14 protein-coding genes are annotated in these 17,592 nt (G+C 76.7%); 8 read left to right on the top strand and 6 right to left on the bottom strand.

Annotated elements, in window-relative coordinates; translation table 11 throughout:
- Positions 1 to 12 precede the first annotated feature (12 nt).
- From FJQ57_RS00270 to FJQ57_RS00260, 3 genes are all read right to left on the bottom strand, one after another.
- Positions 13 to 1,179: a glycosyltransferase gene (locus FJQ57_RS00270; protein WP_139977283.1), complete on the bottom strand. Its 1,167-nt coding sequence runs from the start codon at positions 1,177 to 1,179 to the stop codon at positions 13 to 15.
- 13 nt (positions 1,180 to 1,192) lie between these two features.
- The gene (locus FJQ57_RS00265; RefSeq protein ID WP_139977282.1) at positions 1,193 to 2,464 is read right to left on the bottom strand and encodes a Wzz/FepE/Etk N-terminal domain-containing protein; all 1,272 of its coding nucleotides are present in this window, start codon (positions 2,462 to 2,464) and stop codon (positions 1,193 to 1,195) included.
- 164 nt (positions 2,465 to 2,628) lie between these two features.
- Positions 2,629 to 3,870: a hypothetical protein gene (locus FJQ57_RS00260; protein WP_139977281.1), complete on the bottom strand. Its 1,242-nt coding sequence runs from the start codon at positions 3,868 to 3,870 to the stop codon at positions 2,629 to 2,631.
- A gap of 71 nt (positions 3,871 to 3,941) precedes the next feature.
- On the opposite strand from FJQ57_RS00260, the gene FJQ57_RS00255 reads away from it, so the two are divergent.
- Positions 3,942 to 4,757 carry a hypothetical protein gene (locus FJQ57_RS00255; protein WP_139977280.1) on the top strand — a complete coding sequence of 272 codons (816 nt, stop codon included), beginning with the start codon at positions 3,942 to 3,944 and terminating at the stop codon, positions 4,755 to 4,757.
- A 44-nt stretch (positions 4,758 to 4,801) separates the two neighbouring features.
- On the opposite strand, the gene FJQ57_RS00250 is transcribed toward FJQ57_RS00255, so the two are convergent.
- Entirely contained in the window at positions 4,802 to 5,839 is a 1,038-nt protein-coding gene (locus tag FJQ57_RS00250; RefSeq protein ID WP_139977279.1) for an ATP synthase subunit B family protein, read from the bottom strand.
- Positions 5,840 to 6,087: 248 nt separating this feature from the next.
- On the opposite strand from FJQ57_RS00250, the gene FJQ57_RS00245 reads away from it, so the two are divergent.
- The 6 genes from FJQ57_RS00245 to FJQ57_RS00220 are packed head-to-tail and all read left to right on the top strand — an operon-like array spanning position 6,088 to position 14,451.
- Positions 6,088 to 7,260, top strand: a complete 1,173-nt coding sequence (locus FJQ57_RS00245) for a cellulase family glycosylhydrolase (protein WP_139977278.1) — start codon at positions 6,088 to 6,090, stop codon at positions 7,258 to 7,260.
- A 3-nt stretch (positions 7,261 to 7,263) separates the two neighbouring features.
- On the top strand, positions 7,264 to 8,589 hold the full coding sequence (locus FJQ57_RS00240; RefSeq protein ID WP_139977277.1) for a P-loop NTPase family protein: 1,326 nt from the start codon (positions 7,264 to 7,266) through the stop codon (positions 8,587 to 8,589).
- A complete protein-coding gene (locus FJQ57_RS00235; RefSeq protein ID WP_139977276.1) occupies positions 8,582 to 9,400 on the top strand; it encodes a polysaccharide deacetylase family protein in 819 nt (272 codons plus the stop codon). Before FJQ57_RS00240 ends, FJQ57_RS00235 begins: the two co-directional genes overlap by 8 nt.
- A complete protein-coding gene (locus FJQ57_RS00230) occupies positions 9,397 to 10,869 on the top strand; it encodes an O-antigen ligase family protein (protein ID WP_139977275.1) in 1,473 nt (490 codons plus the stop codon). Before FJQ57_RS00235 ends, FJQ57_RS00230 begins: the two co-directional genes overlap by 4 nt.
- Before the next feature lie 41 nt (positions 10,870 to 10,910).
- On the top strand, positions 10,911 to 13,004 hold the full coding sequence (locus FJQ57_RS00225) for a glycosyltransferase (protein ID WP_139977274.1): 2,094 nt from the start codon (positions 10,911 to 10,913) through the stop codon (positions 13,002 to 13,004).
- Positions 12,997 to 14,451: a flippase gene (locus tag FJQ57_RS00220; RefSeq protein WP_139977273.1), complete on the top strand. Its 1,455-nt coding sequence runs from the start codon at positions 12,997 to 12,999 to the stop codon at positions 14,449 to 14,451. Before FJQ57_RS00225 ends, FJQ57_RS00220 begins: the two co-directional genes overlap by 8 nt.
- A gap of 4 nt (positions 14,452 to 14,455) precedes the next feature.
- Here the strand turns inward: FJQ57_RS00220 and FJQ57_RS00215 are convergent, their stop codons facing one another.
- Positions 14,456 to 15,475 carry a GNAT family N-acetyltransferase gene (locus tag FJQ57_RS00215; protein ID WP_170219198.1) on the bottom strand — a complete coding sequence of 340 codons (1,020 nt, stop codon included), beginning with the start codon at positions 15,473 to 15,475 and terminating at the stop codon, positions 14,456 to 14,458.
- 75 nt (positions 15,476 to 15,550) lie between these two features.
- Between FJQ57_RS00215 and FJQ57_RS22110 the strand changes: the two genes are divergently transcribed.
- Positions 15,551 to 16,351, top strand: a complete 801-nt coding sequence (locus FJQ57_RS22110) for a class I SAM-dependent methyltransferase (RefSeq protein ID WP_170219197.1) — start codon at positions 15,551 to 15,553, stop codon at positions 16,349 to 16,351.
- Between the two features lie 374 nt (positions 16,352 to 16,725).
- On the opposite strand, the gene FJQ57_RS00205 is transcribed toward FJQ57_RS22110, so the two are convergent.
- Positions 16,726 to 17,583 carry a JmjC domain-containing protein gene (locus FJQ57_RS00205; protein ID WP_139977270.1) on the bottom strand — a complete coding sequence of 286 codons (858 nt, stop codon included), beginning with the start codon at positions 17,581 to 17,583 and terminating at the stop codon, positions 16,726 to 16,728.
- Positions 17,584 to 17,592: the final 9 nt, after the last annotated feature.

Raw genomic sequence — 17,592 nt, 5'->3', positions numbered from 1 at the left:
GCAGCGGCGAGGTCAGCCGCGTCGGCGCAGGGCCAGGCGACGCAGGTAGGTCCGCGACAGCTCCGCCGCGACGTCGGCGGAGTCGAAGCTCCGCTCCACGTGGTCGCGTCCGACCTCGCCCTCGTCGTCGGCCACGTGCGGGTGCGCGAGACGGTGGATGAGGGCGTCGACCAGGGCACCCTGGTGACCCTGGTCGACCACCGCGCCGGCACCGGCCGGCACGGTCTCGGCCATGCCGATGGCGCGAGTGGCGACCACGCTGCGGGCCGAGGCCATCGCCTCCAGCGGCACCAGGGCCATGCCCTCCCAGCGTGAGGGGACGACCACGACGTTGGCCGCGGCCATCCAGCGGTGCACGTCGGTGCGCGCCCCGACCAGGCGCACGCCGGGCAGGTCGGCCGAGCGGCGGGCGAGCTCGTCGCGGTCGGGGCCGTCGCCGACCAGCACCAGGGAGGCGTCGACGACGCGCTCGCGCACGGCGGGCCACGCGTCGAGCAGGTCGTGCTGGCCCTTCTGCGGGGCCAGGCGGCCCACGCAGACCGCGACCGGCCCGTCACCGAGGCCGAGCTCGCGGCGGGCGACGGAGCGCTCCCGCGAGGCCGCGTCGGACCACTGCGAGAGGTCGATGCCGTTGTGCAGCACGACGCTGTGGGCGTCGATGCCCTTGCGGGCGCCGAGCTCCTGCTCGTCGTCGCTGACGCAGACCAGCGAGTCGGTCCAGCGGGCGGCGAAGCGCTCCCACCGCACGGCGAGGTCGGAGGAGCGGCCCTCGCCGGCCAGGAACGACCAGCCGTGCGGCTGGTAGAAGGTCAGGTGCCGGCCGCGGTCGGCCAGCCGTCCCACGAGCCCGGCCTTGGCCGCGTGCAGGTGCAGCACGTCGACGGGGCGCTCGCGCAGGATCGCGCGCAGGGCCGCCACCTCGGGCAGGACGCCCTTGTGGGCCTCCCGACCCGACTCCCACCAGCGCACGCGCGCGCCGGCCTCGCGGGCGGCGTACCCCAGCCAGCCGTCGGTGGGGCAGGCCACGGTGACCTCCCAGCCGCGGGCCAGCTGCTCGCGGACGTAGCCGAGCGCGACCACGGCGGTGCCCTCGGAGGTCGGGCGGGACACGTGGACGACGTGCATGCGCCCGGTGGTGGGCCGCTCCCAGGGCTGGCGGGTGGCGTCGGTCGGTGACATCGGTCGGCCCTCCTCAGGCCGCGAGGCGCTCGGCGCGCGGGCCCACGAGGACCAGGCCGAGCAGTCGGGCCCCCACCGAGCGCACGCGTTCGCTGTGCACCCGGAGGGCGGCGACGGAGACGGTGCCCTCGGGCACCGCCATGAGCAGGGCGCCCCCGGCGGCCATGACGCGGGCGTCGTCGCTGTCGTCCATCGGCGGGGCGAGGACGACGACGACGTCGGCCCGGTCGCGGGCCTGCTGGAGCACGGCCGGCCAGCGGGTCTCGATGAGCACCTCGGGCGGCTGGACGTGGGCGGAGCCGGCGGGCAGGACCGAGAGGCCGTCGACGGGGCCGGCGACGAGCGCGTCGTCGAGGGACAGGCCCCCGCCGAGCACCTCGAGCAGCCCGACCGCGTGCGGGTCGTCGTCGGGCCCCCCGCCCTGGCCGTCGAGGCGGCCGTCGACGAGCACGACCCGGCGGCCGACGCCGGCCAGCGAGATGGCCAGGTTGGCCCCGAGCCAGACGTTGATCTCTCCTCCGCCGATGCCGGCGACGACGACGACGTCGACGGGCTCGGTGCTGGCCTCGGCCTCCAGGGCCAGGCGGAGGTGCCGGAACACGTCGGCGGCCGCGGTGCCCGGGTAGAGCGCCGGCAGGGTGGTCAGGTCGCGCGGCGGGGCCACGTGGGCCAGCAGCGGGGCGTGGGCGGCCTCCTCGGCCACCCGGCCCCGGTCGACCGTCGAGCGCCGCCGGTCGCGCGTCAGCGCCGCGGCGCACGAGACCACCACGGCCACGAGCAGGCCGGCCCCGCCCGCGAGGAGCAGGTCGGGCGAGGAGTACGTCGCCGGGGGCTGCGCGGGGGTGGTCACGGTGACCACGAACGTGCCGTCGACGGGGCCGCTGAACGGCAGCCTCGCCGCCGCGGCGTCGGCGATCTCGGCGGCCACGACCGGGTCCCGGTCGCGGGCCCGGACCTCGACCAGGACGGTCCCGTCGACCGGACGGCCCTCGATGCTGCGCCGCAGGTCGGTGAGCGAGCGGTCGGCGTCGATCTCGGGCTGGACGGCTCGGACCACCTCGGGGGAGTCGGCCAGCGCGGCGAGCGTGCCTCGCAGGGCCGTCAGCTCGCCCTCGTCGACGGCCGGGGCCTCCGGGTCGACCGTGGCCGACACGACGGTGGTCGCGGTGTAGGTCTTGGGGGCGAGCTGGACGCCGACGACGACGGCGAGGCCGGTGACCACGAAGACGGCAAGGACCAACCAGCGCTGGCGCCAGAGCGCGCCGACCAGGTCCTGCGGCTGCATGTGTGATCCCCCCAGATCAGGGACCGGCCGACAGGGACCGGACCCACTTGCATAGTAGGGCGCCGCCAGGGGTACGTCGCCCCCTCGGCCGGCATCCTCGGGGACCCTTGAGCCGCCCTTGAGGCGATCTTGAGCCCGCCTCCGGCCACCGGCGCGGCGACCGGTCACCGGTCGGGGCGGGTGGCCCTCCCGGGCTGCAGCGCGACCGCGGCGAGGGCCGCGACCAGCCACCAGGGCAGGGCGAGCGCCTGGGCCGTGCCGACCGAGGCCACGACGAGGGCGGTCCCACCCAGCAGGACCCCGCTCGCGAGCGGGTCGCGGTCGCGACGGTGAGCCGCGGCCGCCGACCACAGCGCCGCGGCGAGGAGGGCCAGCCAGGCCACGAGCCCGGCGACACCGAGCTCGGCGGCGACCGCGCGGTAGGTGCTGCCGGCCCCGTCGGTCACGGTGTCGACGACCGCGGCCACCAGCGTGCCCGGCGCCGGCCCGAGGACCGCGGTGGCCACGGCGGCCACGAGCACGGCGCCGCCGAGCAGCACCCGCCAGGGCCACGGGCGCAGCACCGCGGCGAGGACCACGGCGACGGCCAGCCCGAGCACGGCTCCCGTCGACTGCGTGAGGGCCAGGGTGACCACGAGCAGGACCGCGGCCACGTCGTGGACCCAGGCGCGCCGCGCCCCCTCCCGCAGCGCGACGGCCAGCGGGACGGCAGCGAGCAGGACGAGCGCGAGGTCCTCGGGCTCGCCGGCGGGCCCGGCGGCCCGGCCGGCGTCGCCGAGCGCGACGGCGGCCAGCGCCGGCGGGCAGGCCACGACGCACGCGGCGACGTACACGTCGGCGACCCGGCGGGCGGGCAGGTCCTGGCGCATCGCGTCGACGAGCACGACGAGGACGGCGACGAGGCCGAGGGAGCGCACCGGTGCGTCCGACAGCGCGGTCCCGCGCGGGTCGAGGACCGCGGTCATCAGCACCACCAGCACGAGGACGGCGGCAGCGACGAGCACGGGGCTGCGCGAGACCGGCAGGCGCCCGGGGCGACCGCCCCAGCCCCGCCAGCCCCGCCGGACCAGCCAGGACCCGACGAGCACGGCCACGACGGCGGGCACCAGGCGGGGCGAGAGCACCGCCAGGTGCTCGTGCAGGACGAGGGCGGCGACGGCCACCGGGACCGCCCACTCCAGCCGCAGCAGGAGTGCACCGCCGACCACGAGGACCACCAGGAGCAGCCCGGTCGTCGCGGGCGCCCAGCCCGCGGCGAGCCCGGCGAGGGCCGCCGCCAGGACACCGAGGACGACCGGGGCGCGGGCGGGCGGCAGCGTCGGCGGCAGCACCGGGCGGCTCCGCGGCGGCACCGGCAGCTCGCCGTGCAGCAGCGAGGTCGTCGTGGGCGCGGTCGGACCCCTCACGGCCGTCGGCCCGCGGGGTAGCCTGAGCGGGCCGCCCGCGCGTGCGGGCCACGGACCACCAGGGGGACGCGATGCGCCACGGGCGCCGCCCGACGACCGCGCGCACCGCGGTCACCCCGGTCGCCGCCCTCGTCACCGCCCTGGCCACCGTGCTCGCCACCGGCGGCTGCGCCCAGGTGCGCGACCAGCTCGACGGCGCCGTGGACGAGTCGTACGCCGACCAGCGGGCCGAGACCGAGGGGCTGCTCGAGACGGTCGAGTGGGGCCAGGTCGACGGGCTGGTCTCGGTGCTGGTGCGCAACGACGCCGACCGGGTGCTGCGCCGGGCCGATGCCGTGGTCACGCTCAGCACCGCCGACGGGTCCGCCGGCCCGACCACCGTCGCGGGCGGGTGCTGCGCGGTGGTCGGGGTGCCGCCGGGCGCGACCTTCGGCTTCTCGTTCTACGCCGCCGACGCGGCCGAGGCGGCCGTCGTCGACCTGCAGGTCGTCTACCGCGACCAGCGCTGGGGCGACGCCGGCAGCAGCGGGAGCGGCACGGCCACGGCGACCCCGGTCGGGCTCGTGCCCAACGCGTGGGGCTCCGTGGTCCAGACCGACGTCACGACCCACGGCGTGCCCGTCGACGTGGCGGTCGTGCAGGCCGTGGTCGACGGACCCGACGGGCGCCTGGCGACGGTGGTCTCCGGCACCTGGACCTGCTTCGTGCCCGGCCCGCCCCGCCGGGTCGACCTGCAGGCCTGGACGCCCCTGCCGGCCGGCAGCACCGTCCGCAGCACCACCGTCCTCGCGCAGTCGGAGACCGACGTGGGCGGCGACGCCAACGCCGCCGTGGGCTGCGACCGCGAGACCGCGACGGGCTCGACGGGCTCGACGGGCACGCCCTAGGACACCTCGCCCCGGCGCGTCCGCGCGGGTGTGCACCGACGGGCCTAGGAGCTCGAGGAGGACGGCGAGCGGAAGAGCCACCCCAGCGGCCGCGAGCCGTCGTCGGCCGCGTCGCCCACGTCGGGCACGTCGGGCACGTCGGGCACGTCGGCCACGGCACCCGGCCCGTCGTCGTACGACGGCTCGCCGTCGTCGGGGACGACCGGGTCACCCGGGCCGGGCCCGCCGGCCCCACCGGGCCCGTCGGGCCCATCAGGCATGTCGAGCTCGGCGTCGTCGGGCTCGGCATCGGCGACCTCGAGGGGCCCCCCGCCGGCCAGCTCCTCGAGGTCGGCCAGGTCGTCGAGGAAGGAGTAGTCCTCGACCTCGACGACGATGCCCTCGGCCGGCTCGACCTCGCGGTCGAGGTCGTCGGTGCCCGCGTGGTCGTCGGGGTCGTCGGGGTCGTGGTCCGCGGGGGGCGGGACGAGGCTGATGACCGGGCCGCGCGGGGGCCGGCGGTCGGCGGTGTTCTCCGGGGAGCGGAGGAGGTCGGCGAGCGGCCCGGTGGCCGGCCCGCCAGCGGGGACGTCGGCGCCGGGGGTCGCGTCGTCCAGCGCCGCGGCGAGCCGGGCCGACCCCTCGAGCGCGGCCATCGTGCGCTCGGTGGCCTCGCGCAGGGCCTCGAGGCCGGAGCCGACCTCGTGGCGCCGCTCGGCGACCTTCTGGCGGATGTCGGCCAGGTCGCGGTGGATGTCGGCCTGCGCCTCCCGGCGGGCCCAGGCCTCGAACTCGGCGGCGTCGGCGTGGGCGTCGGCGAGGAGCTGCGAGGCCTCCTCGCGGGCCTGGGCGACGATGCCGAGGGCCTGCTCGCGGGCCTGCTCGATGGTCCGGCGGGCCTCCTCCCGCGCTTCCTCCTGCTCACCGGCGGCGGCGAGGCGGGCCTGCTCGAGCAGCTGCGTGGCCTCGGTGAGCGCGGCGGTGCGCACCTCGGCGGCCTCGGCCAGCTCGCGCTCGACCGCCTGGCGCATCTCGAGCGCCTCGTGCAGCACGGACGCTCCGGCGCGCTCCGGAGCAGAGAGCCGATCGGTCGGGTCGGACATGGGGCCTCGAGACGGGTGTGGGACGGTGCTGCGGGTCGTGGACGCGGGGGGAGGCCGACCGGGGTGCTGGGGGGTGGTCGCGCCTCCACGGTAAGGGCCGGATCCAGCGCACGGCGAGCGCTCCCGCCAACTGTCCACAGGGGTCATCGGGATGCCTTTTCCTGCCACCCCGTGGGGGCCCTCTCGATGTCCCCAAGGAACCCTCAAGAAGCCCGCCCACCGGCGCGCCGCCGGTAGTCTCGCCCCTCATGGGGGACAGGCGTGGGTTGGCCGTGGTCGCCGCGGTCGTCGCGGCCGCCGTGGCGCTCGTCTCCGCGCTCGTCCTGGTGCAGGCCCAGCCGGGCATGGGCGCAGCCACCTCGGCCGACTCCGGCCCGATGCTGGCCCCCGCGCTCGAGCAGCAGCCCGACGCGGTGCCCGACCCCGCCGACCTGCCGGCCCTGGGCATCCAGTTCCACGGCACGTGGTCGCACTACGACGACGCCAAGCGCCGGGCGGTGATCGCCAAGATCGTGGAGTCCGGCAGCACCTGGGTCCGCCTCGACATCGGCTGGCCGATGATCCAGCCGCAGCCCGGTCGCTACGGCCAGGCCTGGGGCGTGCCCAAGGTCGACCGGGTGATCGACGAGCTGCGGTCCAACGGCCTCAAGGTCCTCGGCATGTTCTGGTTGTCCCCCACGTGGGCCACCTCGGCGCCGGGGCCGCTGGCCGAGACCGACATCGCGCAGTTCTACCCGCCCACCGACCCCGCCGACTACGCCCAGGCCATCGGCTGGGCTGCCGAGCGCTGGGCCGGCGAGGTCGACGCGTGGGAGGTCTGGAACGAGCCCAACCTCGACCACTTCTACCGCGGCACCGACCCCCAGCAGTACGCCGACATGCTGTGCCAGGCCTACCCGGCCGTGCACCGGGCCGACCCCGAGGCCCAGGTCGTCTTCGGCGGCCTGATGTTCAACGACGTCGAGTGGCTCCGGCAGGCCTACCACGCCGGGGTCGCCGGCTGCTTCGACGTGATGGCCGTGCACTCCTACCAGACCCCGGCCGACGCCCCGCCCGACGCCGAGGACGACGGCTCCGAGTGGAGCCTCGGGCACCTCGACGAGCTCCGCTCCCTGATGCTCTCCCAGGGCGACGACGTCCCGGTCTGGATCACCGAGTTCGGCTGGAGCGTGCACGAGGACCCGCCGGGTGCCGAGCCCTGGGAGCGTGGCGTGAGCGAGGCCGAGCAGGCCCGCTACGCCGCAGAGGCGCTCCGCCTGATGGGCCAGGAGTTCCCCTACGTCGAGGCCGCCTTCTGGTACAAGGACGTGGCCAACTCCGACAGCACCGACCCCCACCAGGAGGGCTACGCCATGCTGCGGCGCGACCTCACGGCCCGGCCCCTGCTGCAGGCCTTCCGCGACCTGTACGGGCGGTTCTGACCCGTGGCCGGCCACCCCAGCAGCACCGGTGAGCGCCCCGCCCGCAGCGCGCTGGCCGTGCTCCGCAACGCCCTGGCCTTCCGGTGGCTCGTCGTCGTGGGGATCTTCGTCCCGGCCGCGCTGGTCGGCGTCGCCGCCGTCGAGACCCGGCCCGTCCCGTCCGACGCGACGAGCGTCGTCGGCGCCGTCCCCGAGTCCGCCGACACCGTGAGCGCCGACGGCGTGCGCCTCGCCCTCGGCCGCTACGCCGTCTCGCTCACCTCGACCGAGACCGTGGCCGCGCTCGCCGAGACCACCGGCCTCACGCGCGACACCGTGCGCGGGGCGACCTCGGTGGCCGTCGACGCCGACGCCGGCACCCTCACCATCCGGGTCTCGCTCCCCAACGGGGAGTCGGCCCTCGCGCTGTGCGCCGCGACCGCGCAGACCGCGGTCCAGCTCGGCGAGGACGACCCGCTCTCCGACACCGAGGTCCTCTCCACCGCCCGTCTCGAGCCCGCCGGCCCGCTGGCCTCGCCCCGCCTCCTCGAGCTCGCGCTCCTGCTCGCCGCGGCGCTCGCGGCCGTGGGTGCCGCCTGCGCCCTCGAGCTGCGCCGCCCGTCGGTCGCCACCGGCGGCGACGCCGCGGCGGTCGCCGGCGCCCCCGTGCTCGGCAACCTGCCGCCTTTCGTGGGCCCCTGGCCACGGCGCCGCCTGGCCGACGACCGCGAGATCCTGCAGGCCGCCCGCACCCTGCGCAGCGGCTGGACGACCTCGGCCGGCTCGGTCCCGCCGGGCCCGGTCGCCGTCGTCGGCACCGAGGTCGGGGCCGGGGCGACCACCGCGACCTTCCTCATGGCCCGCACCATGGGCGACCGGGGCGAGTCGACGCTGGTCCTCGACCTCGACCTCGACGCCGCCCACCTGACCTCGCTCATGGAGGTCGACGCCGACCTCGTGCTCGACGACGTGCTGGCCGAGCGCACCACGCTCGCCGAGGCCGTCGTGCAGGAGGGCCCGGTGAGCGTGCTCGCCGCCCGCCCCGAGGAGACCCCCGACGACGTGGTCGACCGCCGGCTCCCCGAGGTCCTCAAGCAGGCCGAGGACCGCTGGCAGGTCGTGCTGTGCGACACCACCCCGCTCGCCGCCGGCGAGAGCTCCGAGCTGGTGACCGCCCACGCCGCGTCGGCGGTCGTGGTCGTGCGTCGCGGCTCCTCCCTCGAGGCCCTCGAGCGCACCGTCGCCCGGCTCGACCGCCTCGGCGTGCCGGTGCGCGGCCTCGTCCTCAACGCCGCCTCCCGCGACCAGGCCGAGGCCCCGGCCACCGGCGCGGGTCCCCACCGTGCCTGAGCGCGGGCCCGGCCCCGCGCCGGTCCGCGCCGGCCGCCCGCCCCTGGTGCTGATGTACCACGGCTTCACCCGGGAGCGGCGGACCGACGACCCGGAGAACCTGTTCGTGTGCGTCGACGAGCTCGAGCGCCAGCTGTCCTGGCTGCTCTCCCGCGGCTGGCAGCCCCTCGACCTCGACGGCTACCTGCGCGCCGTCCGCCACGGCGCCCCCGGCCGGCCCTCCTTCCTGGTCACCATCGACGACGGCTACACCTCGGTGCTCGACCTCGCGCTGCCCGTGCTCGAGCGACTGCGGGTGCCCGCGGTGCTCTACGTGCCCTCCCACCTGGTCGGCGACAGCGCGCACTGGCTGGCCCGGCCGAAGGACGAGCGCCTGCTCGACGCCGACGCCCTCGTGCACCTGCACACGAGCACCGACGTCGAGCTCGGCGTCCACGGCGCCGACCACACCGACATGCGTGGCCGCTCGGCGCTCGACCTGACCCACCAGGTCGTCGGCGCCCACGACCGGCTGGCCGACCTCGTCGGGTCGCCGCTGCGCTCCTTCGCCTACCCGTTCGGCGCCCACGACCCGGCCGCCCGGTCCGAGGTCGCCCGGGCGGGGTTCGACGTCGCCTTCTCGGTCTTCGACGACCACGGTCGCCTCGCCGTGAGCCGGGTCGACGTCAACGCCACCGACACCCTCACCTCCTTCCGGATCAAGGTCCAGCTGCCCCACTACCGCAAGTGGTGGACCGCCCTGGACCGCATGCCCGCCGTCCGTCGCCACGTCCGTGCCGTGGCGACCCGCTCCTCCGACCGGTCTCGATGACCCGACCCGACCCGGTGACCACCACGGCCCTGCTGCGCGCCCGGACCCCTGCGCCCACGGCCCCGGTCCTCACCGCCCCTCCGCCGCCCGGCGTCCGCGCGCGCCCGCCGCGGCGTCCCAGCGCCGTCGTCACCGCCGCGGTGGCGGTGGTCGTCGGGTGCGGCGTCGGCGTCGTCACCACCACGGCCGGGACGACGGCCGGGCCGGCCGCGGTCGTGGCTCCCGTCGTCCTCGTGGCGCTGGTGCTCGTGGCGCGCCGTGCCCCCCACCTCGTCGTGGCCCTGGGCGCGCTGTCGCTCCCCCTCGGCCAGGTCGAGGCCGGCCCCGTCGAGCTGGTGCAGCTCGTCACGCTGCTGGCCGCGGTCGCGGTGCTCGTGCCGGCCGCCCTGCGGCTCGACCTGCGGCTCCCGCCGTGGCCGGTGGCCGGGCCCCTGGCCGCGTTCGTCGTGCTGGCCCTGGCCGGCACGACCCGGGCCCCCGAGGCCGAGGTCGCGTTCCGGCTCGACGTCCAGCTGGTGCTGCTGGTGCTGCTCACCTGCGCCACCACCACCGCCGTGCGCACGCCCGCCCAGCTGCGCACGGTCACCGTGTCGCTGGTCGCCGCCGGCGGGGTCATCGCCGCCACGGCGCTCCTCGACGCCGGACCCACCGAGACCTACTACGGCGGCTCGGTCGTCACCGGCCGCGCCCTCGGCATCTTCGCCCAGCCCAACGAGCTCGGCATCGTCTCCGCGGTGCTCGCCGTGCTGGCCACCGGCGTCGCCCTCACCGCCGACCGACCCGCCGTACGCCGCGGTGGTGCCGTCGCCGCGCTGCTCCTGCTCGGCGCCCTCGGCCTCTCGCTCTCGCGCGGCGCCTGGGTCGGGGCGGTGGTCGGGCTGGTGGCGCTGGCCGTCCTGGTGCCCCGGGCCCGGCGTCCCCTCGGACGGGCGACAGCCGTGGTGGCCGCGGTCGTCGGCCTGCTCGGCCTGGTCGGGGTCGGTCCCGCGGCCGAGGTCGTCGGCCGCCTGGGCTCGCTGGCCACCACGGGCGACAACCCCTACGACCAGCGCCCGATCATCTGGGGCCAGGCCTTCCGGCTCATCCAGGAGTCCCCGGTGCTCGGCCAGGGGCCGGGCGGCTACACCGCCGCCGCGGCCGAGGGCGCCCTGCCCGACGGCACCTTCCTCGAGGTCGAGCACGCCCACAACCTGCTGCTCAACGTCGCCGTCGAGCACGGCCTGCCCGGCCTGGCCGCGCTGCTGTGCCTGGTGGCCGGCCTCGCGGCGCTGGTGCGCACCCGCACGACCGCGACGTCCGACCCGCTGCCGCGCGTGCTCACCGCCGCCCTCGTCGTCGTGCTCGGCCACGGCTTCTTCGACTACCCGCTGCGCAACCCCACCGCCCTGACCACCACCTGGCTCGTCCTCAGCCTGCTCGCGGCCGCCCTGGCCGGGGCGGCCCGTCACCGACAGGAGGCCGACGCGTGACCGCGCGGCTCGCCCCGCTCCAGCCCCTGAGGGTCGTCGCCGTGTCCGCGTCGGCCACCCTGGGCGGCTCCGAGCGCTGGCTCCTCGACCTGCTCACCACCACCGACCGCCTGGCGCCGGAGGTGTGGCTGCTCGACGACGGCCCGTTCCGCGCCGCGCTCGAGCACGCCGGCGTGCCCGTCCGGGTCCTGCCCACAGGTTCCAGCGGACGGGCCGTCGCGGCCCGGGGCCTCGGCCTGGCGCGCCGCCTGCGGGCGAGCGGGGCCGAGGTCGTCCTGGCCAACGGGGTCAAGGCGGCGGCCGCGGCCGTCCCCGCGGCTCGCCTGGTCGGCGTACCGGTGGTGTGGGCCAAGCACGACTACTCCTTCGACCGCCGGCTGGCGCGGCCGCTGGGTCGCCTGGCCGACCGGGTGCTGGCCCTGTCGGCCGCGGTGGCCGAAGCCACCGGGCGCGACGACGTCGAGCTCGTCGCACCCCCGCGGCCGGCCCACGAGCCGACCGGCCGCGACGCGGCCAGGGCCTTCTGGCGCGAGCACGGCCTGCCCGCCGCCGACGTGCCGACCGTCGCCCTGCTCGGACGGCTGGTCGGCTACAAGGGCATCGACACCGCCGTGCGGGCCCTGGCCGAGGCCGGTGGCCCCGACGTGCCGTGGCGGGTCGTCGTCGTCGGCCCCGACGACCCCACCGAGCCCGAGGAGCGGGCTCGGCTCGCCGCGCTCGCTGCGGAGGCCGGGGTCGCCGACCGGCTCGTCCTGCTCGACCCGGTGCCCGACGCCGGTCGCCACCTTGCCGCCTTCGACGCGGTCGCGGTGCTCACCCGGCGCAGCGGCGATTTCGGGCGCGAGGGCTACTCCCTCGTCGCCCTCGAGGCACTGGCCGCCGGAACCCCCCTCATCGGCTCCGAGGGCAACCCCGAGGTCGAGCGGATGGCGCGCGAGGCGGGCCGGGTCGTCCCGACCGACGACCCCGCCGCCGTGGCCCGCGCCGTCGGCGAGCTCCTCGACCCCCGGGTCGCGGCCGCCTGCGGCACCGCCGGCCGCCGCGTGGTCGCCGGGCACCACGACACCGCGTCCTGGGCCGACCGCGTCGTCGCCGTCCTCGCCCGCGAGGCCGGCCGGCCCGGTGCGGGCCTGGCCGGCCCGCCGATGACCGTGCTGACCTGCCTGCGCAACGAGGAGGGGCACGTCGACGCCGTCGTGTCCCGCGTGCTGCCCCAGCTCGGGCCCGACGACGAGTACCTCCTCCTCGACGACGGCTCGACCGACGGCACCCCCGAGGAGATCGCCGCCTGGGCCGCCCGCGACCACCGGGTCCGTCGCCTGAGCGGCCCCGCGATCAACCTCTCGGCTGCGCGCAACCACGGCTTCGCCCAGGCCCGCCACGCCCACGTCGCCTGCACCGACGCCGGCTGCGAGCCCGCCCCCACCTGGCTGGCCGCGCTGCGCGCCCCCTTCGCCGAGCCCGACCCCGTCGACCTCGTCGTCGGCGTGTACGACGTCGACGCCGGCGACCCGGTCCGCGACGCCGCCCGCGTCGCGCTGTTCCCCTCGGTCGCCGAGGCCCGCCGCCGCAGCCCGGCGGTGCTGCTGGCCCAGAAGCTCACCGGTCGCGCCTTCTCCGCCGACCGCCTCGACGGCCGCTCGATGGCCTGCACGGTCGCGGCCTGGCGCAGCGCCGGCGGCTTCGACGTGGCCCTGCGCAGCTCCGAGGACGCCGTCTTCGGCGAGGCCGTGCGCCGCGTCGGCGGCACCAGCGTCCTCGCCCTCGACGCCGAGGTCGTCTGGGAGCAGACCGGGCGGCTGCGCGACATGGCCCGCATGTACGCCACCTACGGCGAGTGGGGCGGCCGCGCCGGCTCCCCCGCGCTCGTCGGCCGCGACGCCGTGCGCGGGGGCGCCTACCTCGTCGGCCCCGCCCTCGCCCTGGCCGGCGGCCCCCGCACCCGCGCCCTGGTCGCGCTCGCCGCGGCGTCGTACGTCGGGCTGCCGGCGGTGCGCGGACGCCACCTCGACGTGACCCCCGGCGCCTGGCCGCTGGTGCCGGTCGTCGTCGCCCTCAAGGACGTCTCCAAGGCCGTCGGGTGCGCCCGCGGCGTGCTCGCCCGCCTCCGCGAGCGGCAGGCCGACCGTGGCTGAGGTCCAGCACGAGGTCGGCGAGGTCACCCACCGCGCCGCCCGCAACGCCGCGGTCCGGGCGATCTCCGAGATCGCCGGCAAGGTCGCGACCCTGGCCTGGACGATCGCCGCGGCCCGCATCCTGCCCACCGAGGAGTTCGGCACCGTCTCCTACGCCCTCACGGTGATGCTCGTGCTGAGCGCGCTCGCGTCGTGGGGCTTCGACTCGGGCCTGACCCGCAACGGCGCCGCCGACCCCGGCGCGCTCCCCGGCCTGCACCGCGCGACGCAGGCGTGGAAGACCGCGGTCGCGGCCCCGGTCTTCCTGGTCGCGGGCATCGTGATGGCCGGGTCGCCCTCGGTCGGGTCGTGGGTGGTGCTGGGCTGCATGCTGCTGGCCGGGTTCCCCGAGCAGTGGAGCGCGACCATCCGGTCCACGGCCGCGGCGCGCCAGGTCTCCGGCGGCATCTCCGTCGCGCTGGTCCTGCAGCGCCTGGCCACCGCGGTCGCGGTGCTGGTGGCGCTCGTGGTCGACCCGAGCGCGGTGTCGGTGGCCGTCGGCTTCCTGGTCGGCACCTTCGCCGGCTACCTCGCCCACGTGGTCGCGCTGCGCCGCCTCGGGGTCGACGCCCCGATGCGCTCGTTGAGCCGCCGCGACATGGCGGGCGCGATGCACGGCACCTTCGTCCTGGGCCTGAGCGGCCTGGTGCTGATGCTGCTCATGCGCGTCGACGTCCTCATCCTCGGCGCGCTCGAGGGCGCCGAGGCCGTCGCGGTCTACTCCGTCGCCTACCGGGTGCTCGAGACGGTCCTCTTCGTCACCTACGCCATCAACTACGCGGTGCTGCCGGTGATGAGCGCCGACGCCAGCCAGGAGACCCGCCGCGTCGGGTTCGAGCGTGCCCTGGCCGTGGCCGCCTTCGCCTACCTGCCCTTCGTCGTGGTCTGCGTGGTCGAGGGCCGGGCCGTGCTCGAGCTCCTCTTCGGGGCGACGTACGCCGAGGACGGCTCGACCGTGCTGGCCGTGCTGTCCCCGGCGCCGCTGTTCATCGCCGTGGCCACCTTCGCCGGCTCCGCCCTGCTCGCGGTGCGCCGCTCGCGCGAGCTGCTGCTCGCCGCCGCCGTCGCCCTCGGCGGCAACCTGGTCCTCAACCTCGTCCTCATCCCGCCGCACGGCGTGGTCGGGGCGGCCGTGGCCACCACCGTCTCCTACGCCGTGCAGGCGGCGATCCTCGTCGTGGCGATGGTGCTGCGGGGCGAGCGGCCGGCCCTGCTGACACCGCTGGCCTGGGCCGCGATCGCGGCCGTGCTGCTGCTGGGGGCGCTGTGGGCCTCGCCGTTCCCGCTGCTGCTGGAGATCGCCGTCGGTGGCGTCGTCTACCTCGGCGTGTGGCTGGCGCTGGTGCGCAAGGCCGCCCCTGAGCAGTACGCCGTCGTCGTCCGGCTGGCCGCGCGGGCGCGGGCCTGAGCCCTCACTCCCCGGCGCTCGCCGCCGCGGCGGCCCGCTGCCGGCGGCGCACGGCGACCGCGGTGGCCGCGCGGCCCCGCAGCGTGCGCGGGAGCGCGAGGGTGCGCACCGGGTCGTCGCCGTCGGCGAAGCGGGACTTGTAGTCCTCGTCGCCGCGCAGGAACCGGAACTCCACGGCGCCGGTCGCGAACGCGTCGCGCACCAGGTGGACGAGCAGGACGAACCCGACCGACGCGCGCTCCAGCCCCGGGTCGCGGCCGAGCTGGTAGAGGTAGACGTCGTCGCCGAAGCGGTAGGTCAGCGCCGAGGCCGCCGGGCGGCCGTCGACGTCGAGGGTCCACAGCCGCAGCCAGCCCCGGTCGAGCGCCACCCGGGCGAAGGCCTCGGTGAAGCGGCGCTGGCGCGGGTCGAGGAGCACGCTGTCGCGGTCCCAGCGCGCGGCGTGCAGCTCGAAGAGCGCGGCGAGGTCGGCCTCGAGGGTCTCGCCCGTGGCCAGGCGGACGTCGACCTCGTGGTCGCGGCGCAGGCCGTTGGGCTTGCGCGAGACCTGGCTGCGGAAGTTGCGGCTCTTGCCGGCCAGCCACTGCTCCCAGGTCGCGCCGGCGGGCAGCCGCAGCACGGGGCTGGTCTCGGTGCGGACCGTGCGCGGCGCGGCCTCGGCCCACCACGACGCGCGGTCGGCGCAGTCCTCGAGCAGCACCACGTCGGAGCGCAGGCCCCGGTCGGCCAGCGTGCGGGCGAGCAGGTCGGCGGCCAGGGGCTCGTCGGCGGGGTCGCAGACCGGGCCGAGCAGGTCGGCCGGGCCGTGGCCGATCCAGCGGGTCTGGCGCAGCACCCGGCCGCGGGTGCACAGCGGCAGCACCACCCGGGGCCGCGCCGGGTCGTCGACCACGACCTGCGGCCGCGCCCCGTCGCCGTACGACTCCCACCAGGTGGCGGCCCAGGCGTGGGTCGAGAAGAGGTTGCGGGCACGCAGCGCGAGGGCGTCCCAGACGTCGGGCTCCGGGCCGGCGAGGTCGGGCACGACCAACACTCTAGGTGTCCGCAAGATGCCGCCCGCGGGGGCGCCCGGGGCTCACCCGTCACCTACGGTGGTGGGGTGCCCAGCGCCAAGCAGAACCTCCACCAGCTCGCTCGCCGCGTCGGTCGGCAACCCACGGTCCGCCGGGTGGTCCAGCCGGCGGTCGGACGCTTCTACGCCCACCGCAACAAGCGCCGCTCGGCCACCGAGGTCTGGGCCGACGGGGCGACGTGGGAGTCGGCGCACTGGGACCAGCAGTGGCTGCGCGACGCCCACGAGCGCGGCCTCCTCGACCCCGCCCAGCCCCTCGAGGACACCTTCGTCGTCGAGGCCGTCGACCGCCTGCCCGCCGACCGCGAGCCGGTGACCCTGCTCGACGTCGGCGCCGGCCCGCTGACCCCGCTCGGCAAGGTGCACCCCCGCCGGGCCCTGGAGATCACCGCCTGCGACGCGCTGGCCGACGACTACGACGCGATCCTGGCCGACGCCGGCGTCACCCCGCCGGTCCGGACGGTCGCGGCCCACGGCGAGCAGCTGGCTGAGACCTTCGGCGAGGACACCTTCGACCTGGTGCACTGCGGCAACGCCCTCGACCACCACTACGACCCGATCGCCGCGCTCGAGGGCATGCTGCGGGTCGTCAAGCCCGGCGGCGCCGTGCTGCTCAACCACTACGTCAACGAGGGCGTCTTCCAGAACTACCTCGGCATGCACCAGTGGAACATCGAGCAGCGCGACGGCCACACCGTCATCTGGAACCCCTCCGAGGTGCACGACCTCGAGGTGCTGCTCGAGGGCCGCGCCGCCGTCACGACGTCGTTCCGCGACGGCGGCGACGACCGCGGCCGCCTCGAGACCGTGGTCACCAAGGCCGCCTGACCCCGCCGCCGCCACCCCGCGGTGGCGGCCACCCGGTGGCGCCACACGGTGACCACGGGTCGAGCCGGGCCACACGGTGGGTCGACCCGGCCTCACGGTCGTCATCGGGCAAGCCGGGCCACACGGTGGTCGAGGAAGGTGCCCTGGCGCCTGTCTCGAGACCACACGAGCCGCTGCGGTCAGGTGGTCTCGAGACCGGACTCCGTCCCTCCTCGACCACCGTGGGTCGACCCGGGCCGCACGGTGACCGTGGGTCGACCCGGCCTCACGGTCGTCATGGGGCGAGCCGGGCCACACAGTGGTCGAGGAAGGCGCCCTGGCGCCTGTCTCGAGACCACTCCGGCAATCGTGGGTCGAGCCGGGCGCGGCCGTGCTCAGCCCTGCTTGCCGCGCTTGAGGGCAGCCTTGGCCTTCTCGGCAGCGGTCATCGCGCCGGCCTTGGCCTTGTCGACGCCGGTGCGGGTGCCGGGGGCCGACGGCGTGACCCGGGCGCGGCGCAGGTAGGAGTTGGCGCGCAGCACCTTGACCTCGTCGGCCAGCGCGGGGCTGCGCCACGTCACCGACAGCGAGATCGACAGCGCGGGCCCGTTGACGACCTTGTGCTGGGTGTAGGGCGGCACGTAGATGCCGTCGCCGGGCTCGAGGACGTGCTCGACCGGGTCGTCGAGGTCGAAGGACAGGTTGCGGTGGCCGCCGGTGACGAGCCGCTCGGCCTCGACGGCGCGGGCCTCGGGCGAGACCCAGCTGCCGGTGAGCATCGTCTTCTGGCCCTGCACCTGCAGCAGCACGTTGTGCTCGGGGTCGATGTGGGAGGGCGTCATCGAGCCGGGGGCGGAGAGGAAGACGAAGCCCTCGCGGTTGTAGGCCTGACCGGGCCCGGAGACGAGGTCCTCGATGTCGTCGAGGCAGGCGTCGAGGAGCGCGCTGTAGCGCGGGTCCTGCTCGATGTTCTTCAGCACGCACCAGGCGCCGTTGGTCTCGATGCCGGTGATGAGGTCGTGCAGGCCGACCTCGAGCTGGGGCGCCCTGCCGTCGGCGACGACGTCGGGGAGCTTCCCGACGTTGTGCTCGATGCTGTCCGCCGGCAGCGAGACGGCGAGGTCGGCGAGCGCCTCGAGGGTGAGCAGCTCGTGGGAGCGCAGGTCGTGGTGCACCTCCTGCGGCTCGCCGGTGGCGCCGGCGCGGCGCAGGGCCTCGGTCGACTCGGCGTCGAGGTTGAGCAGGCTGGTCATGGCGGGTGT

It is taken from the genome of Nocardioides litoris, assembly GCF_006346315.1.
GTDB classification, from domain to species: domain Bacteria; phylum Actinomycetota; class Actinomycetes; order Propionibacteriales; family Nocardioidaceae; genus Nocardioides; species Nocardioides litoris.
The sequence above is the reverse complement of the archived record's forward strand: the minus strand, read 5'-3'. Positions and strand labels throughout refer to the sequence as shown.